This window comes from Allobosea sp. UNC402CLCol, from assembly GCF_000745475.1.
GTDB classification, from domain to species: domain Bacteria; phylum Pseudomonadota; class Alphaproteobacteria; order Rhizobiales; family Beijerinckiaceae; genus Allobosea; species Allobosea spartocytisi.
Genome location: NZ_KN050692.1, coordinates 13,494 through 30,414, shown reverse-complemented (window position 1 = coordinate 30,414; position 16,921 = coordinate 13,494). Strand labels below are relative to the sequence as shown.

Here is a 16,921-nt window from a genome sequence, read left to right as displayed (position 1 = left end):
CCGCCGTCTCGCCTATCATGTCATATCGCGGCACCGACCGGTGCCGGCAAGGCGACCGGAGAGCGCATCGTTGCCACAGCATTTTCAAGCGAAGTGGATGCCGGTTCGCGTGACGAAAATGCGAGAGGACAAAGAACGCGACCATGACCGCCGGCCCGCCTGATCCGCGCCTCGTCCTGCCGACCGAATTGACGCGCCCGACGCTGGGCACGCGCCTGCGCCGCTATTTCCTGACGGGGCTCGTCATCGCGGCGCCGCTCGCCATCACGGCTTCGGTGACCTGGTGGTTCATCAACTTCATCGACGGGCTGGTGAAGCCGCTCATTCCGAACTCCTACCTGCCCGATACCTATCTGCCGTATCCGATTCCCGGCTTCGGCCTCGTCATCGCGCTGGTCGGGCTGACGCTGCTCGGCTTCCTGACCGCCAATCTCGTCGGGCGCTCGCTGATCAGCGCCGGGGAATCGATCCTCGGCCGCATGCCGGTGGTTCGCGGCCTCTACAAGGGGGTCAAGCAGGTCTTCGAGACCATCTTCTCCCAGTCGGGCACCTCGTTCCGCAAGGTCGGCATGGTGCAGTTCCCGCAACCGGGCATGTGGTCGATCGTCTTCATCGCGCAGGAGGCGGCGCCCGAGATCGCCGACCGCCTGCCGGATGGCGACCAGCAGATCGGCGTCTTCCTGCCCTGCACGCCGAATCCGACGACAGGCTTCTTCTTCTACCTGCCCCGCCGCGAGATCGTGGAACTCTCGATCTCGATCGAGGACGGAGCCAAGCTCATCATGTCGGCCGGTCTGATCCAGCCGGGCGAGGCGGCGCCGAAGCTCGCGCCGCAGCCGGGCTCCATCGTCTGATCAGGGCTGAAGCGCCAGCCAGATCTCCAGCACGCCATTGCCGGTTGCCGGATCGAAACGCTGGTCCATGCGCTCGAGCGTCGGGCCGTCGGCGGGCTTGCGGCCGGATTTCGGCAGCCAGTCGCGCCAGATCGCCTCATAGGTCCGCTTGATCGCGGTGACATGGCCACGGTGCTCGAAGATCGCATAGATCTGGGCCGGGACGCGGGTGCGGGCGAATTCCGCCGGCAGATTGTCGAAATCCGAAACCGCGACGCCGGCGATATAGTCGAAATTGCCGTTGTCGTCGCAGTTCAGGCTGACGCCATAGGTCGTGTAGCCGAGCTGGCCCGGCACATGGCCGATATGCGGAGCGAAGCGCTGCCAGAGCGCAGGAATGCCTTCGACCTTGCCGACGGAGAACGAGCCGCCGAGCCCGGCGATCAGCATGGGCTTGCCTTGTTCGATCCGGGGTTTGGGCAACGTGATGGATGTTTCTGCCTGCATGGGAAGGGGCTCCGAAAGACGAAGGATGGAGAGATCGCGCCTCGCGCGCAGGGCCTCCGGCGTCATGCCGAACTGCTCGCGGAAGGCGCGGGTGAAGGCTTCGTGCGAGCCATAGCCCCAGCTCAGCGCGACCGAGAGGATATCGGGCGCGCCGTCAGCCAGTTGCCGCGCCGCTTCCGTCAATCGCCGCTCGCGCACATAGCGCATGACGGAGCGCCCGGTGGACGCCCCGAAGGCACGGCAGAGATGGAAGCGCGAGACGCCGCTGACCTCCGCGATCTCGTCGAGCGAAAGCTCGGAGGCGAAGCGGCTCTCGATGCACCAGATGGCTGTCTTGACCGGGTCCATGGTCCCTCCACGAAGCGGCCGAACACTGACGCGGGCGCAACCGGCCCGCTTGATCGGGATTGCTCCGGGCTCAGCCGGCCCTGAGCAAACGGATCGCGACGTCGCGCTCGAACAGATAGAGCAGCACCCGGATCGCCTGGCCGCGCGGCGTCTCCAGATGCGGGTCGCGTTCGATCAGGAGGCGTGCATCATCGCGCGCCGCCGCGAGCAGGTCACCATCCGTTTCCGGCCGGGCGATGCGCCAGTCGGGCGAGCCGGATTGCTTCGTGCCGAGCACCTCGCCTTCGCCGCGCAGGCGCAGATCCTCTTCCGCAATACGGAAACCATCCTCGGTCTCGCGCATGATGGTGAGCCTGGCCTCGGCGATCGGCCCGAGCGGTCCCTTGTAAAGCAGGAGGCAGGTCGAGGCCGCAGAGCCGCGCCCGATCCGCCCGCGCAATTGATGCAGCTGGGCGAGGCCGAAGCGCTCGGCATGCTCGATCACCATGACGCTGGCATTGGGCACGTCGACGCCGACCTCGATCACTGTGGTCGAAACGAGGATGCGGGTCTGCCCGGCGACGAAGGCGGCCATGGCGGCGTCCTTCTCGCGGCCGGGCATCTGGCCGTGCAGCAGTCCCACCTTGTCGCCGAAGATTTCGCGCAGCGCCTCATAGCGCTCCTGCGCGGCAGCGACGTCGAGCGTGTCGGATTCCTGCACCAGCGGGCAGACCCAGTAGACCTGCTGGCCGTTCTCGACGGCGCGGCCGATGGCGCCGACGACCTCGTCGTAACGCTCGGAGGAGATGGCGCGGGTGACGATCGGCTTTCGGCCCGCCGGCTTCTCCGACAGGATGGAGATGTCCATGTCGCCGAACCAGGTCAGGGAGAGCGTTCGCGGGATCGGCGTCGCGGTCATCACCAAGACGTCGACGGCCTCGCCCTTCGAGCCGAGCAGCAGGCGCTGGTGCACGCCGAAGCGGTGCTGCTCGTCGACCACAGCCAAGGCGAGATCATGGAAGGCGACGCCCTCCTGGAACAAGGCATGGGTGCCGACGGCAATGTCGATGCTGCCATCTGCCAGCCCTTCGAGCACCTGCCTGCGGCCGGCGCCCTTCTCGCGTCCGGTCAGCAAGGCGAGCTTCAGCCCGGCTTGCTCCGCCAGCGGCGCCAGCCTCTCGGCATGCTGGCGAGCGAGGATCTCGGTCGGTGCCATCAGCACCGATTGCCGGCCGGCTTCGGCGGCGGCAGCCATCGCCATCAATGCCACCACGGTCTTGCCGGAACCGACATCGCCTTGGAGCAACCGCAGCATCCGCTCGGGCTTCGCCATATCGCCATGGATATCCGCGATCGCCTTGCGCTGGCCCTCCGTCAATTCGAAGGGCAGGGCGGACTGGATGCGGAAGCGCAGGCCGCCATCCCCGGTGGTGGCGCGTCCGGCGATCTTCTTCTGCTGGCGGCGCACCAAAGCGAGCGCGATCTGGCTCGCCAGCAATTCGTCATAGCCAATGCGCCGACGCGCGACGGTATCGCCCTCGGCGGCCTTGCGGTCGGCAGGGTGATGCAGGGCTTCGATCGCTGCATGGAAGGAGGGAAAATCGCTTTTGGCCAGGAAGCCGGCATCCTGCCATTCCGGCATGTCGGGGCAGCGCTCGGCGGCCGCCTGGGCGATGCGCATCATGACGCGCGCGCCGATGCCCTCGGTCAGCGGATAGACCGGCTCGAAGGCAGGGAGCGTCGCGGCGAGCTTAGGATCGAGGATGCGCTCGGGATGCACCATCTGGCGCATGCCTTCCCAGAGTTCGAGCTTGCCCGAGATGATGCGGTAGGCGCCAACCGGAAGAGTCTGGGCGAGATGGCGTGAATCGGCGTGGAAGAAGACGAGCGTGACGTCGCCGGTCTCATCCTCGACGATGATGCGATAGGGCGCCTTCTTGCCGGCCGGGGCAGGGCGGTGCTCGCTGACGCGGGCCGCAAAGGTCGCGATATCGCCGATCGGGGCTTCGGCAATCGAAGGGCTCGGCCGGCGGTCGACCGCGCCGGTCGGCAGATGGAACAGGAGGTCGATGACGCGCGCAGGCCTCATCTCGTCGCCGAGGAAGCGGTCCAGAACCTTGCCGAGCTTCGGCCCGACGCCGGAGAGCGTCGTGGCGGAAGCGAAGAGCGGATCGAGGATCGAAGGGCGCAAGACGTCTCAGCGATATGTCAGGAGCGCGAAGATCGCGGCCGCTTGGCCGCTGACTTCGCCGGGTTGGGTCGTTATATAACGCGCTAAGGCAGGCTCTGCGACGGGGCCGGCCCGTTCGTCATTGCGCCATCCCCCAGGTTTTCGGACCTGATCTTTTCTTGCCGAGGTTCCTATGTCCGGCTCGACCCGTTCCAGCGCCGATCTCGACCCGCGCCGCCGCAAGATCCTGTTTCGCGCCTGGCACCGCGGCATGCGCGAGACGGACCTAATCATGGGCCGCTTCGCCGACGAGGCGATCACCGGCTTCAGCGAGGCGGAGCTCGACGAGTTCGAGCGGCTGATCGAGGTGCAGGATCGCGACCTGCTCGGCTGGATCACCGGCGAGATCGCCGTGCCGGAAAACTACGACACGGAACTGTACCGGCGGCTGAAGGCGTTTCACCACCACGACAAGCCGATTCATGTGTGAGCACCGATGAACTGTGCGCTGTCATCCCGGGCGTAGCGAAGCATAGACCCGGGATCCATTCCGGAACGCTGCCGATAGAGATTGAGGCATGGATCCCGGCTCGGCGCCGCTTCGCGGCTTGTCCGGGATGACCTGAGATTTTTGGACGAACGACGATCGAATGAGCATTCCTCCTCCCAGCCAGGTTGCCAAGCCGCAGCTCGACCGCCTGCTCGACGCACTGAACCGCGGCGACAAGCCGACGCTCGCCGGCGTGCCCGATGGATTCGACGCCGTCGTCCTCGCCGATCTCACCCGCGCCCGGACGAAGAAGGCCGAGGGGGCAGCGATGCTCGTCTTCATCGCCCGCGACGGCCAACGCCTGCAGGTGCTTGAGAATGCGCTGCAATTCGTCGCGCCCGATCTTGAGGTGATGAGTTTCCCGGCCTGGGACTGCCAGCCCTATGACCGTGTTTCCCCGGCGCCGGCCATCGTCGCGCACCGGATGACAACGCTGTCGCGCCTCGCCAAGACCAAATCCGGCGACCGGCCGCGCCTGCTGCTGACCACCGTCAACGCCGCGCTCCAGCGTGTGCCGGCCTTCGGCAAGGTGGCGTCCGAGAGCTTCTCGGCAGCGCCGGGCAACATGGTCGATATCGAGGAGCTGGCGCGCTGGCTCGACATCAACGGCTATCTGCGCACCTCGACCGTGCGCGAGACCGGCGAATTCGCCGTGCGCGGCGGCATCGTCGACCTGTTCCCGCCGGGCATGCCGGCGCCGATCCGGCTCGATTTCTTCGGCGATACGCTGGAATCGATCCGCACCTTCGATCCGGAGACGCAGCGCACCACCGGGCAATTGCGCGGGCTCGACCTCGTGCCGATGTCCGAAGCGCAGATGACGAGCGAGAGCATCCGTCGCTTTCGCCAGTCCTATATTTCCACATTCGGCACGCCCGGCCGTGACGACACGCTCTACGAAGCCGTCAGCGAAGGCCGCCGCCCGGCTGGTCTGGAGCACTGGCTGCCGCTGCTGGCGGAAAAGCTCGACACGCTCTTCACCTATCTGCCGGACGTGCCCTTGGTGCTCGACCATCAGGCCGAGGACGCGGTCGGCGAGCGCATCAGCCTGATCAAGGACTATTACGACGCCCGCAAGGCTGCGCTCGACCAGGGCGGGGCGGGCGGCATCCCCTACAAGCCGCTGCTCCCCGATGCGCTCTATCTCTCGCCGGCCGAATGGCGCGGCATCGTCGATGCCGCGGGCGTCGCGACGCTCACCCCGTTCCAGCTGCCCGACAGCGAGGGCAAGCTCATCCTCGATCTCGGCGGCAAGCAGGGCCGCAGCTTCGCGGCCGAGCGCGCCGGCGAGTCCGGCAGTGTCTTCGAGGCCGCCGTCGCCCATGTCCGCGCGCTGGAATCCGACGGCAAGCGCGTCATCCTCGCCGCCTGGTCGGAAGGGTCGCGCGAGCGCCTGGCCCATGTCCTCGAGGATCATGGGCTGAAAAGCGTCCAGATGACCGGCTCGCTGCGCGCGGCCTTCGATCTCAAGCCCGGCACGGTCGCGCTCGCGGTCTGGGGTTTCGAGAGCGGTTTCGAGGCCGGGCGCCTTGCCGTCATCGGCGAGCAGGACATTCTCGGCGACCGCCTCGTGCGTCCGCGCCGCAAGACCAAGCGACCGCAGGATTTCATCGCGGAGCTGTCGTCGCTCGTGCCGGGCGATCTCGTCGTCCATGTCGATCACGGCATCGGCCGCTTCATCGGCCTGCAATCGATCACGGCGGCCGGCGCGCCACATGACTGCCTGGAGATCCATTACGCCGGCGATTCGAAGCTATTTTTGCCGGTCGAAAACATCGAACTGCTTTCCCGCTACGGCTCCGAGGATACCGAAGTCCAGCTCGACCGGCTCGGTGGCGGCGGTTGGCAGGCGCGCAAGGCCAAGCTCAAGCAGCGCATCCGCGAGATGGCGGGCAAGCTCATCCAGATCGCGGCGGCGCGCGCGCTCAAGGACGCGCCGCGCCTCGTGCCACCGGATGGGCTCTACGACGAATTCGTCGCCCGCTTCCCCTTTGAGGAGACGGAAGACCAGCAGAACACCATCGATGCAGTGCTCGACGACCTCGCGGCCGGGCGCCCGATGGACCGGCTCGTCTGCGGCGATGTCGGCTTCGGCAAGACCGAGGTCGCACTGCGGGCCGCTTTCGCGACCGCGCTCAACGGCAAGCAGGTCGCGGTCGTGGTGCCGACGACGCTGCTGGCGCGTCAGCATTACCGCAACTTCGCGGATCGTTTTGCCGGCTTACCTGTCAATGTCGGGCAGGCCTCGCGCTTCGTCGGCTCGGCCGATCTCAAGGCAGTGAAGCAGGGCGCGAGGGACGGCACGATGGACATCGTCGTCGGAACCCATGCCCTGCTCGGCAAGGGCGTCGACTTCAAGGATCTCGGCCTCGTCATCGTCGACGAGGAGCAGCATTTCGGCGTCGCCCATAAGGAGAAGCTGAAGGAATTGCGCGCCGAGGTGCATATGCTGACGCTCTCGGCGACGCCGATCCCGCGCACGCTCCAGCTCGCCATGACCGGGGTGCGCGAGCTCTCGATCATCGCGACGCCGCCGGTCGACCGTCTCGCCGTGCGCACCTTCGTCACGCCCTTCGACCCGCTGATCGTGCGGGAGGCCTTGCTGCGCGAGCGCTACCGGGGAGGGCGCTCCTTCTATGTCGTGCCGCGCATCGAGGACATCGCCGAGGTCAAGGATTTCCTCGACAAGCAGGTGCCGGAGGCCAAGGTCGGCATCGCCCATGGCCAGATGGCGGCGGGCACGTTGGAGGACGTGATGACGGCCTTCTATGACGGCCAGTACGACATCCTGCTCTCGACCACGATCGTCGAGTCGGGCCTCGATATCCCGACCGCGAATACGCTGATCGTGCATCGCGCCGACATGTTCGGCCTCGCCCAGCTCTACCAGCTCAGGGGCCGCGTCGGCCGCTCGAAGACACGGGCCTATGCGCTCTTCACCGTGCCGGCCAACCGCAAGCTCACCGAGCAGGCCGACAAGCGGCTTAAAGTTCTGCAGTCGCTCGATACGCTCGGCGCCGGCTTCCAGCTCGCCAGCCACGACCTCGACATTCGAGGCGCCGGCAATCTCCTCGGCGACGAGCAGTCCGGCCATATCAAGGAAGTCGGCTACGAGCTTTACCAGCAGATGCTGGAGGAGGCCGTGGCGGCGCTCAAGGCCGGCATCGAGTTCGAGACCGAGACGCAATGGTCGCCGGCGATCCAGGTCGGTGCGCCCGTGATGATCCCCGAGCACTATGTCGCCGACCTGACGCTGCGGCTGACGCTCTACAAGCGCCTCTCGACCATGGACGACGATGCCGAATTGCAGTCCTTCGGCGCCGAATTGGTCGATCGCTTCGGCCCGCTGCCGGAGGAGGTCAACCAGTTGCTGGAGATCGTCGCGATCAAGGCGCTCTGCAAGCGCGCCAATGTCGAGAAGGTCGAGGCCGGGCCGAAGGGCATCATCGTCGCCTTCCGCAACAACGAGTTCGCCAACCCGGAAGGCCTCGTCTCCTATGTCGCCAAGATCGGCACGCTGGCGAAGGTGCGCCCCGACATGCGTGTCGTCTTCATCGACGATTTCGACAGCGTCGAGCAGCGGCTGAAGGCGACGCGCCGCCTGCTCACCGATCTCGCCCGCATCGCCGAACGCAAGAAGGCAGCCTGAGATCGGGGCCGGACCGCAAACTGTTCCGGCAGCCTGCGGTTGACCCAGAGCGGTGCATCGGTCGATAGTGCCGCCAGTCATGTTCCGTGAGCATCGGCCCGAAAAGTCGGAAAACGCCGATGCAAAACAAAAACCACAGCAAGATGGGGCGATCATGCTGTCGATTTCGAACCGGACTGCCCTGTGCCTGACAGGGATCGCGCTATCGGGCTGCATGCAGTCCATGCCGACGGCGGAAAGCTTGACCAAGCCGACGGTCGAAGCCTTTGCGCGGCTGAGTTCCTGGACGCCGTGGAAGCCGACGCCTGAGCAGGCGCCGCCTCTGGTGATCGCCGACACGCCTCCCGCCCGGCAGGAGGTTGTAGCCGTGCCGCTCTCCGAGCCCGCCATCCAGCTGAAGGAACTGCGCCGGCCGGTCGAACGGCGCCGGCCTCAGCAGACCGCAAGGCTGTCGACGGCCCGGACTGTGCCGGTTTCGGCGGGGCCGGCCCGCGCGACAGTTCCGCAGGAGAGCGCGCCGCTGCTCCCTGCCAAGGTGTCCTGCCAGACGACGAACCAGCCGGGCGAGCGCGTCAGGATGGAATGCAAGGCCGTCGAGTGAGGCGGTCGCGCCGCCGCCTCGATGCGTTCCTGCCTGTTCAGAAGTAGCGCACGTCCTCGGCCGCGACGCTGAGCGGGTCTTTGCCGCGCTTCGTCAGCCATGAGTAAACCGGCGGCACCCGGTCCGCGATCGATTCGACGTGGATGTCGATCAGGCACGGCCCGTCGGTGTAGGCGAAGGCTTTGGCCAGCGCCGCGTCGAGTTCCTCTGAGTTCGTCGCGGTCCAGGCTTTCACATCGAAGGCCTCGGCAATGGCCTGCCCGCGCGGCGGCGTAAAATCGACGCCGAAGCACTGGTTATGGCCTTTCAGCCGATGCAGACCTTTGATCCATCCGAAAGTGCCGTTGTTGAACAGCAAGAGAATGGCTGGAACCTGCAACCGGACCAGCGTCTCCAATTCGCCGACCGACATCCCGAATGATCCATCGCCGAACATGCCGATGGGCCGGCGTTCCTTGTCCGCGAACCAGGCGCCAACAGTCGCCGGCAGCGCCGAACCGAGGCCGCCGAAGGCGCGCGGGATGGCGAAGCGCGTTCTGCGATCCTTGAGCTTGAGGAAACGCGTCATGTGAGGCGTCGGCGTGCCCGCGTCCGAGTAGATGTGAGCCGGCTTGCCGTAGAGCTCCAGAGCCTCGTTGAAGCAGCGCACGGCCCGTTCCGGCCGCAGAGGCGTCGCCTCCGAGCTCAACAAGGCTTCGGCATTCGCCCAGAAATTCGCGCGCAGCTCGTTGAGCTGATCCACCCAACCCTGCGTCCGGCCGGCATCGTTCTCGGCGGGAGCCATCTCGATCAGGCGTCGCAGGACGAGGCTGGCGTCGCCCTGGACCGACACCACGTTCTGATAATTGTTCGCCATGACCTCCGGATCGATATCGATCTGGGCGACGCGCTTGTTCAGCGTGATCTTCGGGAAGGTCCAGCCGATGGTGACGACCGAACCCATCCGCGAGCCCACGAAGAGCACGAAGTCGGCATGTTCCAGCGCCCAATTGGCATGCGGATGGAAGCCGTTGTCGCCGATGACGCCGACCGCGAGGCGATGATCGTCGGGCATGGTGCCCTGTCCGGTCATCGTCGTGCAGACGGGGATGTTCAGGCGCTCGGCCAGCTCGGTGACGTCCGGGCCGGCGCAGGAGCGGTTGACGCCACCGCCCGAGACGATCAGCGGGCGCTTGCTGCCGGTCAGCAGCGATATCAGCGTGTCGAGCTTTTCCGGGGCAGGGAGCGTCGGATAGGCCGGAAACTCCATGCACTCCGTCTCGACATGCATGGAGATGCGGGCCGGATCGACCTCCGCCATCAGCATATCCTCCGGAATCTGCAGGTGAACGGCGCCGGGCTTGCCGGAGGTCGCGACGCGAAAGGCGCGGCGGATGATCTCCGGCAGCTTTTCCGCCGACTTGACCTGCACGGACATCTTGGTGATCGGCTCGAAAAGACGTGCGCAATCGAGCTCGGTCAGGACGCCGCGGCCCTCGCCCGGCAGGGGGATGTCGATCGTCAGGAGAATGACGGGAACCGAGGAGGCGTTGGATTCCGCGACCGGCGGCAGCGAATACATGGCACCGGCGCCCGACGGGCACTCGAAAACGCCCGGCTTCCTGGTGAAGCGGCCATAGGCGTCGGCCATGTAGCCCGCCGAACGCTCGTCGCGCGCCATGACATGGCGAATGCGGCCCTCGTTCTGTTGCAGCGCTTCATAAAGCGGCACGTTCGTGTCGCCCGGCACGCCGAAGATCACCTCGACGCCATAGCCGATCAGCATCTCGACCAGGATATCCGCGCCACGCATGTCCGAGTTCTCCTTTAATGTCCTGCAATGTCTTGGTTATCGATGGGGCTGTTGAGCTTGGAAGCGGGCGGCTTGGCCCGAGCTGACGCAGCCAACCATGCCGGCCCTCATGGCTCGATCCGCCCAAACTTGAAGCGCCGGGGCGAGTACGGGCCGATGTCGAAAGCGCCTGGCAGCCCCGCCAGATGCTCGGCCACGATGCGGCCCGTCACCGGGCCTGAGGCGAAGCCGACATGACCATGTCCGAAGGCGTAGAAGACATTCGGGGATCGCGTGGATCTTCCGATGACCGGGAGGCCGTCCGGCGTCGACGGGCGATGCCCCATCCATTTGTCGACGCTCAGTTCCTGCATCCGGGCCAGCGCGGGGTAGGTCCGGCGGGCATGGCCGATCAGGATATCGACGCGGCTCCAGTTCGGGGGCGTATCGATCGAGGCCAGCTCGACCTGGCCGGACAGGCGCAGGCCCGCCAGCGTCGGCGTGTTCGCCATCTTGCCGTCGCTCGGCATGACCGGGTGGCGCGGTCCTCCCGCCTTCAGGGGAATGACGCCGTGATAGCCCCGCTCGCTTTCAAGCGGGATCTCGTCGCCGGCACCGCTGGCCAGTCTCTTCGACCATGCCCCTGCGGCCACGACGGCCTGATCGCATGCGATCAGGCCGATATCGGTTCGGACGCCGACGAGCCGTTCGCCGGCGAACACGAATCCGCCCGCCTTGGCCCGGATCACCTTTGCTCCCCGGGCGGCCGCCATCTCGACGATCTTCGAGACGTAGCGGCCTGGATCGACGCAATGGGCGCCGTCCTCGGCGAGGATCCCGAACCCGTAATGCCGATCGAGATCCGGCTCCCTTTCGGCCAGAGCCGTGGCGTCGAGTTCCCGCCACCGAAGCCCGGTCATCCGCCGCAAATGCCAGGACAGCGCCTCCGCCTCGAAGGCACGCCTGTCCGGATAGGCGTAGAGCAGCCCTTCGCGGTGGATCAGCTCCGGCGTGCCGAGTTCATCGCTCAAGGCTTGGTGGCGCTGCGGGCTGTCATGGAGCAGTTGGCTCAGTGCCCGGGCGGTTGCCTCGACGCGCGGGACGGAGGAGCCCGCCCACAAGAAGCGCAGCAGCCACGGCAGCAGCCGCGGGACATGCCGCCAGCGAATGACGAGGGGGCTGTCGGGATTCAGCAGATAGCCGGGGATCTTTTTCCAGAGGCCGGGCATCGACATCGGGACGACGGATGCCGGGCTGATCCAGCAGCCATGGCCATAGCTCGCGGACTGCCTGCCCGCCGGCTCACCGATATCGATCAGCGTCACCGTATGGCCCGCGCGCACGAGTTCGAGCGCGCTGCAGGCGCCGACGATGCCGCTGCCGATGACCAATGTGTGCGTTCTGGCGGCGTTGGGCATAACCATATCCCCTGGAATTTGGGCAATAGTTCTCGTCTCCGTCACGGCGGGGCCGTGAGCGGCTCAGGAAAAGCGGTGGTGCTATCAGTCGGGCGTCAGCGCTCTGCGAGGATGCGCGCGTTCGATCTCAGCGAGCGCTCGGACACGCGAATTCCCAGACCTGGTCCATCGGGCACGACGACCTCGCCGTTGCGGTTCTCGATCTTCTCCTCGAGCACGTCTTCGGTGAGGACGTGATGCGGCATGTAGAATTCGCAGCCCAGCGAGATGCCCGGCGTCGCCGCGATGAACTGCGTCCCGGCCGCGAGGGCGATGCCGCCCTCGTAAAGCGTTCCGCCATAGCCGGGGATGCTGGCGAGATCCGCCAGCGCCATCAGCGCCTGCGCGTTGAGCATGCCGCCGGTCTTCATCAGTTTCACCGAGATGGCGTCGGCGGCTTGAAGCCTGATGATCTCCTGCAGATCCCGGGCATCGAAGCAGCTCTCATCGGCGAGGATCGGGGTATCCAGGTCCGCGGTGAAAGAGGCCATGGCCGCCAGGCAATCGCGCGGCACGGGCTGCTCGATGAAGGTCGGCTTGAACTGGTCGACGTCGCGCAGCTTCTTGATGGCGCCGAATGGCTGGAGCGCCTGATTATAGTCGATGCGCAGATCGATCCGGTTGCCGAATGCGTTCCGCATCGCCTCGAGATGGGCGACGTCCTCGGCATGGCTCTTCACCCCGGTCTTCACCTTGAAGATCCGGTTGCCCTTCGGAACCATCTCCTCCATGCGCCGCATATCCGCGTCGAAATCCGGATCGGCGATGGAGAAGGAGAGGGGGATGGTGTCGCGAACCCGGCCGCCGAGCAGATCGGCGACCGAGAGCCCCGACGACTGCCCGAGAATGTCGAACATCGCGGTCTCGATCGCGAGCTTGGCTTCGCCATGTCCGACGAGCGCCTTCTTCATCTGCAATGTCAGAGCGCGGATGCGATCGACCCGGGCGCCGATGACGAGCGGGCGCAGATAGATGTCGAGGGCCGCGACGGCGGCCTCGGCCGTGCCGGTGAAGACCTCCCACGGCGCAGCCTCGCCCCAGCCGACGATGCCCGACGAGGAAGTCAGCTCGACGAGGACGCGCTTCACCGTGCCCTTGACGTCGCCGACGCCCTGTTGCCTCGCCATCTTGATCGGGCTTTCGATCAGGAAGACGCGCAGATTGCTGACTGTTTCCATCGTATCGAACTCTTGTGCAGGCGTTTACCGGGGCGACGCGCCCTTGTGGAAATGGCTCAGGAACGTCTTCGTCGCGTCCATCCTCGGCGTGTCGATCACCTCGCGCGCCGGGCCCTCTTCCACGACGTAGCCGTCGCGCATGAAGACCACGCGGTCCGCGACATCGCGCGCGAAGGTGATCTCGTGCGTGACGATCACCATCGTCATGCCGTCGGCGGCGAGCTTCTGCATCGCTTGCAGGACTTCGCCGACGAGCTCGGGGTCCAGCGCCGAGGTCACCTCGTCGAACAGCATGACCTCCGGCTCCATGGCCAGGGCGCGAGCGATCGCGACGCGCTGCTTCTGGCCGCCCGACAGCGTGTCGGGCATCTGCGAGGCGCGGTCCGCGAGCCCGACCTTTTCGAGCTGCGCCATCGCCTGGTCGGTCGCCGTCTTCCGGTCCAGCCCCTTCACATGGATGGGGGCCTCGATGACGTTGCCAAGCACCGACATGTGCGGGAACAGGTTGAAGCTCTGGAACACCATGCCGGTGCGGGTGCGGAACGCGGCCAGCGATCTGGTCTTGGGCTGCTGGACCGATTTCCCGAACTGGAAGCTGGCTTCCCCGACGCGGATGGTTCCGTCATCAGGGGTCACCAGCAAGTTGATGCATCTCAGCAGCGTCGACTTGCCCGATCCCGACGGCCCCAGCAAAGCGACGACGCCGCCTTGCTCGACCTGCAGGTTGATGTCCTTCAAGACCTCCAGCTGGCCGAAGCATTTCCGCAACCGGGAGATCTCGATCATCGGCGTTTTCGCTGTCATCGGGCCTCTCCCAGGCGGCGCTCGCGGCGGCGGACATACAGCGTCAGGGGGAAGAGGATCATGAAATAGGCGACCGCCACGGCCGAGTAGGTTTCCAGCGGGCGGAAGCTGTCATGGGCCGCGATCTGGCCCTGATAGACCAGGTCGGGAACGGCGAGAACGGACACCAGGGAGGTGTTCTTGAACTGCAGGATCGACTGGTTCATCAGCGCCGGGAGCATCCGGCGCAGAGCCTGGGGCAGGATGATGCGGCGCATGGCCAGCGCAGGCGTCATCCCCAACGCCGAAGCGGCCTCGGACTGCCCCGGGTCGATCGAGACGATGCCGCCACGGATGATCTCGGCGTAGAACGAGCCGCCATAGCAGGAGAGGGCGAGAAGCGAGGCGGTGATCGGGGTCATTTCGATGCCCGCGATCATCGGCAGCGCATAATAGCACCAGATCAGCTGCACCAGGACCGGCGTGCAACGAAAGACCTCGATGAAGCCGAGCGCGAACCCGCGCAGAATCCTGAAGCGGGACAGCAGGCAGATCGCCGCGGTCATGCCGATGGCCAGGCCGCCGACGACCGTCGCGGCCGTGAAAGCCACAGTCACGCCCAGACCCTGCAGGAGCAACCAGCGGTAGCCCCACAGGATGGAGAAATCCCATTCATACATGGTGGTGAAGTCCCGTGATCGAAATCGAGCATGGAGGGGCTTAAAGCCCCGCCATATTAGACCATCAGATTTCGAATCCGGGGGGGAAGTCGCTTTCCTTGACGCCGACGAGTTCCATGTTCTTCACGACGGCGTTCTTGATGAAGCCGCTGTCGCGTTCCTTGCTGATCCAGCCATCCACGAATTCGCGCCAGGACTGATCCGCCTCGCGCCGGAAGCCCGCATTCGAGGTGGTGAAATCGGCCGGAGTCGGCATGACGATCTCGCCGAGCGCGGCGTTCTTGGCGCGCAGCGAGAGCGAGAGGATCAGAACCAGACACTGCGCATCGACGCGCCCGGCCTGCAAGGCAGCGGTCGCGTCGCTGGCCGTCTTCAATCGGGAGATCTGGGCATTGGGCGCGAGGCGGGTGACGGCGGCGTCATGCGACGAACCGGCATCGACCGCGATCCGCATCTCCGGCTTGTTGAAGTCGCTCCAGCTCTTCGCTCCCAGGCCCTTCTTGGTGACCATCGTGAAGGCGTTCTTGAAGACGGGACCGGAAAAATCGATGACCTTCTGCCGTTCCGGCGTGGGGTTGAGGCCGAAGAAGACGTCGATCTTGTCGGCCTGGAGATCCAGCACCGAGTTGCCCCAGGTCGTTTCCAGGATCGACATCTTCACGCCGAGATCGTCCGCGAGCTTCTTGCAGATATCGATGTAGAATCCGCGCCAGCTGCCGTCGGTGACACTCTTCTGATAGTAGGGAGCCCCGTCCGCCACGGCCGCGATCCGAAGGGTGCCTGACGCTTTGATCCGCTCCAGGGAACCGGCCGCCAAAGCGCCTTTCCCCGTATAGAGACCGGCTGCTCCGGCAACCGCGCCAAAGCCGATCAGCTTGTTGAACTCACGCCTGTCCATACTCTTCCCCTCTCCAGTTCACATCCGGCGGCTCTGGCTTTCTGCGCCTGAGCTGTTGCCTGTCCCCTCGGATCAGTCGCTCAGGCTCTCTTTATCGAGCCGGACGGACCGAGTTTGACCGGCTCCCCGATGAAACAAAAACGTTGAAAATTTCATCTAGGATGACTTTTAATCATGATGGCCACCGAGGTTCTCATGAGACGTTACCTACCGTCGCTCTCAGCTTTGCACGCATTTGAGGCGGCAGCGCGATTCATGAATTTCACCAAGGCGGCAGAGGATCTGGGCCTCACGCAGAGCGGCATCAGCCGGCAGATCCACAATCTGGAGAAATTTCTCGGCGTGCCGTTGTTCCACCGGTCGGGACCACGTCTGGTTCTGACGGAAGTCGGCGCGAACTATTACCGGGACCTCGCGCTGACGCTGGACAAGCTCCAGGAAATCACCATCGACGCCGTGCGGGGGCGCTCCGTCGATAGCTCCCTCATGATCGGCACCCATCCGACATTGGGCGCGCGCTGGCTCCCCAGGCGGATCGAAACATTCATCCGCGCGCATGCGGAGATCCCGATCGAAGTCACGCTGGCGCCCGCGGATCTGGACTTCGAAACCACGCGCCTCGACATCGCCATTCTGCGAGGGGTCGGGACCTGGCTGAACGCCAGGTCGGTCGAATTGTTTGCCGAAGAGATTGCCATTGTGGCTTCGCCCAAGCTGGTGGAGCTCGGAACGAAGCTTGAAAACGAGGATTTCGCGAAATTCCCGATGCTGCAGAACGCCAGCCGCCCCAGCATGTGGCTGCATTGGCTGCGGCTTTCCGGGCTCAACTATCAGGGCCGAATTCAGGGAACCCGGTTCGCGCACACCGAGATGCTCATCAATGCCGCGGTCCAGGGCATCGGCATTGCCATCGTCCCCGTCTGCTACATCGAAGCCGAGCTCGCTCGAAACGAACTCCATATGCCGTTTGGACCGCCGATCTTGTCGGGCGACTCCTATTATGCGGTCTATCCCGAAAGAAAGGCGCAATTGCCGAGCGTCGTGGCGTTCCGCGGCTGGGTCACGCGCGAGACGCGAACCTATCGAAAGCTGAAGACGCAGTAATGCGCGTCGCATCCGTCGTCCGGCAGGGCGGCTGAAGGTACCGGGCGATGATCTGACCGGCCTTCCGAAAAGCGACCCGCCGTGAAGTAGGCTTTTGAGCTTTTGGAAGATGCCCTGTCGCTGCCCATACCGGCCGGCGCAACGCGCCTCCCGACGACGGCCCTGGAACGCAGCTTGCCCCGGTAGCCCGTACAGGACCGGGAGATGTCATCGTGGGTCAGACTAAGTACCGTCACGACACAAGCCGCACCGCGGTTGTCTCGTTTCAAGCCTCCGAGCGGCATGAGCAGATCGCTTGGCTCAAGGACTTTGCTGTCGGCCTGGCGGTCGCCATCGGCGCCGGAACCGTGTTCGCCCTGGCGATGTCCTTTTGTCACGCGGTCTGGACCGCGCTGAGCTGACTTCGATCGATA

The 16,921-nt window shown here is 65.4% G+C and carries 14 protein-coding genes; 6 read left to right on the top strand and 8 right to left on the bottom strand.

Translation table 11 applies throughout. The features are described 5' to 3' along the window. Positions 1-143 precede the first annotated feature (143 nt). A complete protein-coding gene (locus GY40_RS22655) occupies positions 144-854 on the top strand; it encodes a DUF502 domain-containing protein (protein WP_081925617.1) in 711 nt (236 codons plus the stop codon). Here GY40_RS22655 and GY40_RS22650 read toward each other — a convergent pair whose 3' ends face one another. After that, a complete protein-coding gene (locus GY40_RS22650; protein WP_038367383.1) occupies positions 855-1,688 on the bottom strand; it encodes an AraC family transcriptional regulator in 834 nt (277 codons plus the stop codon). A gap of 70 nt (positions 1,689-1,758) precedes the next feature. Next, complete coding sequence (gene recG / locus GY40_RS22645) at positions 1,759-3,858, bottom strand: ATP-dependent DNA helicase RecG (protein ID WP_038367381.1); 2,100 nt, start codon at positions 3,856-3,858, stop codon at positions 1,759-1,761. A 172-nt stretch (positions 3,859-4,030) separates the two neighbouring features. Between recG and GY40_RS22640 the strand changes: the two genes are divergently transcribed. The 3 genes from GY40_RS22640 (at position 4,031) to GY40_RS22630 (ending at position 8,637) form a co-directional block, all read left to right on the top strand. After that, the gene (locus GY40_RS22640; RefSeq protein WP_038367379.1) at positions 4,031-4,327 is read left to right on the top strand and encodes an FAD assembly factor SdhE; all 297 of its coding nucleotides are present in this window, start codon (positions 4,031-4,033) and stop codon (positions 4,325-4,327) included. Positions 4,328-4,487: 160 nt separating this feature from the next. Further along, positions 4,488-8,036, top strand: a complete 3,549-nt coding sequence (mfd, locus tag GY40_RS22635) for a transcription-repair coupling factor (RefSeq protein ID WP_038367378.1) — start codon at positions 4,488-4,490, stop codon at positions 8,034-8,036. A gap of 154 nt (positions 8,037-8,190) precedes the next feature. After that, the gene (locus GY40_RS22630) at positions 8,191-8,637 is read left to right on the top strand and encodes a hypothetical protein (protein WP_156116049.1); all 447 of its coding nucleotides are present in this window, start codon (positions 8,191-8,193) and stop codon (positions 8,635-8,637) included. 37 nt (positions 8,638-8,674) lie between these two features. Here GY40_RS22630 and GY40_RS22625 read toward each other — a convergent pair whose 3' ends face one another. The 6 genes from GY40_RS22625 to GY40_RS22600 form a co-directional block, all read right to left on the bottom strand. After that, positions 8,675-10,429: a thiamine pyrophosphate-binding protein gene (locus GY40_RS22625; protein ID WP_038367373.1), complete on the bottom strand. Its 1,755-nt coding sequence runs from the start codon at positions 10,427-10,429 to the stop codon at positions 8,675-8,677. A 107-nt stretch (positions 10,430-10,536) separates the two neighbouring features. Continuing rightward, positions 10,537-11,826 carry an NAD(P)/FAD-dependent oxidoreductase gene (locus GY40_RS22620; protein WP_038367371.1) on the bottom strand — a complete coding sequence of 430 codons (1,290 nt, stop codon included), beginning with the start codon at positions 11,824-11,826 and terminating at the stop codon, positions 10,537-10,539. A 95-nt stretch (positions 11,827-11,921) separates the two neighbouring features. Then, entirely contained in the window at positions 11,922-13,043 is a 1,122-nt protein-coding gene (locus tag GY40_RS22615) for an enolase C-terminal domain-like protein (protein ID WP_038367368.1), read from the bottom strand. Positions 13,044-13,067: 24 nt separating this feature from the next. Next, complete coding sequence (locus tag GY40_RS22610; RefSeq protein ID WP_038367367.1) at positions 13,068-13,847, bottom strand: amino acid ABC transporter ATP-binding protein; 780 nt, start codon at positions 13,845-13,847, stop codon at positions 13,068-13,070. Further along, positions 13,844-14,506 carry an amino acid ABC transporter permease gene (locus tag GY40_RS22605; RefSeq protein ID WP_038367365.1) on the bottom strand — a complete coding sequence of 221 codons (663 nt, stop codon included), beginning with the start codon at positions 14,504-14,506 and terminating at the stop codon, positions 13,844-13,846. Before GY40_RS22605 ends, GY40_RS22610 begins: the two co-directional genes overlap by 4 nt. 64 nt (positions 14,507-14,570) lie before the next feature. Next, on the bottom strand, positions 14,571-15,404 hold the full coding sequence (locus GY40_RS22600) for a transporter substrate-binding domain-containing protein (protein WP_038367363.1): 834 nt from the start codon (positions 15,402-15,404) through the stop codon (positions 14,571-14,573). A 174-nt stretch (positions 15,405-15,578) separates the two neighbouring features. Here GY40_RS22600 and GY40_RS22595 point away from each other — a divergent pair, with 174 nt between their 5' ends. Then, positions 15,579-16,508 carry a LysR substrate-binding domain-containing protein gene (locus GY40_RS22595; protein ID WP_248312670.1) on the top strand — a complete coding sequence of 310 codons (930 nt, stop codon included), beginning with the start codon at positions 15,579-15,581 and terminating at the stop codon, positions 16,506-16,508. Between the two features lie 212 nt (positions 16,509-16,720). Next, entirely contained in the window at positions 16,721-16,909 is a 189-nt protein-coding gene (locus tag GY40_RS22590) for a hypothetical protein (RefSeq protein WP_038367360.1), read from the top strand. Positions 16,910-16,921 lie beyond the last annotated feature (12 nt).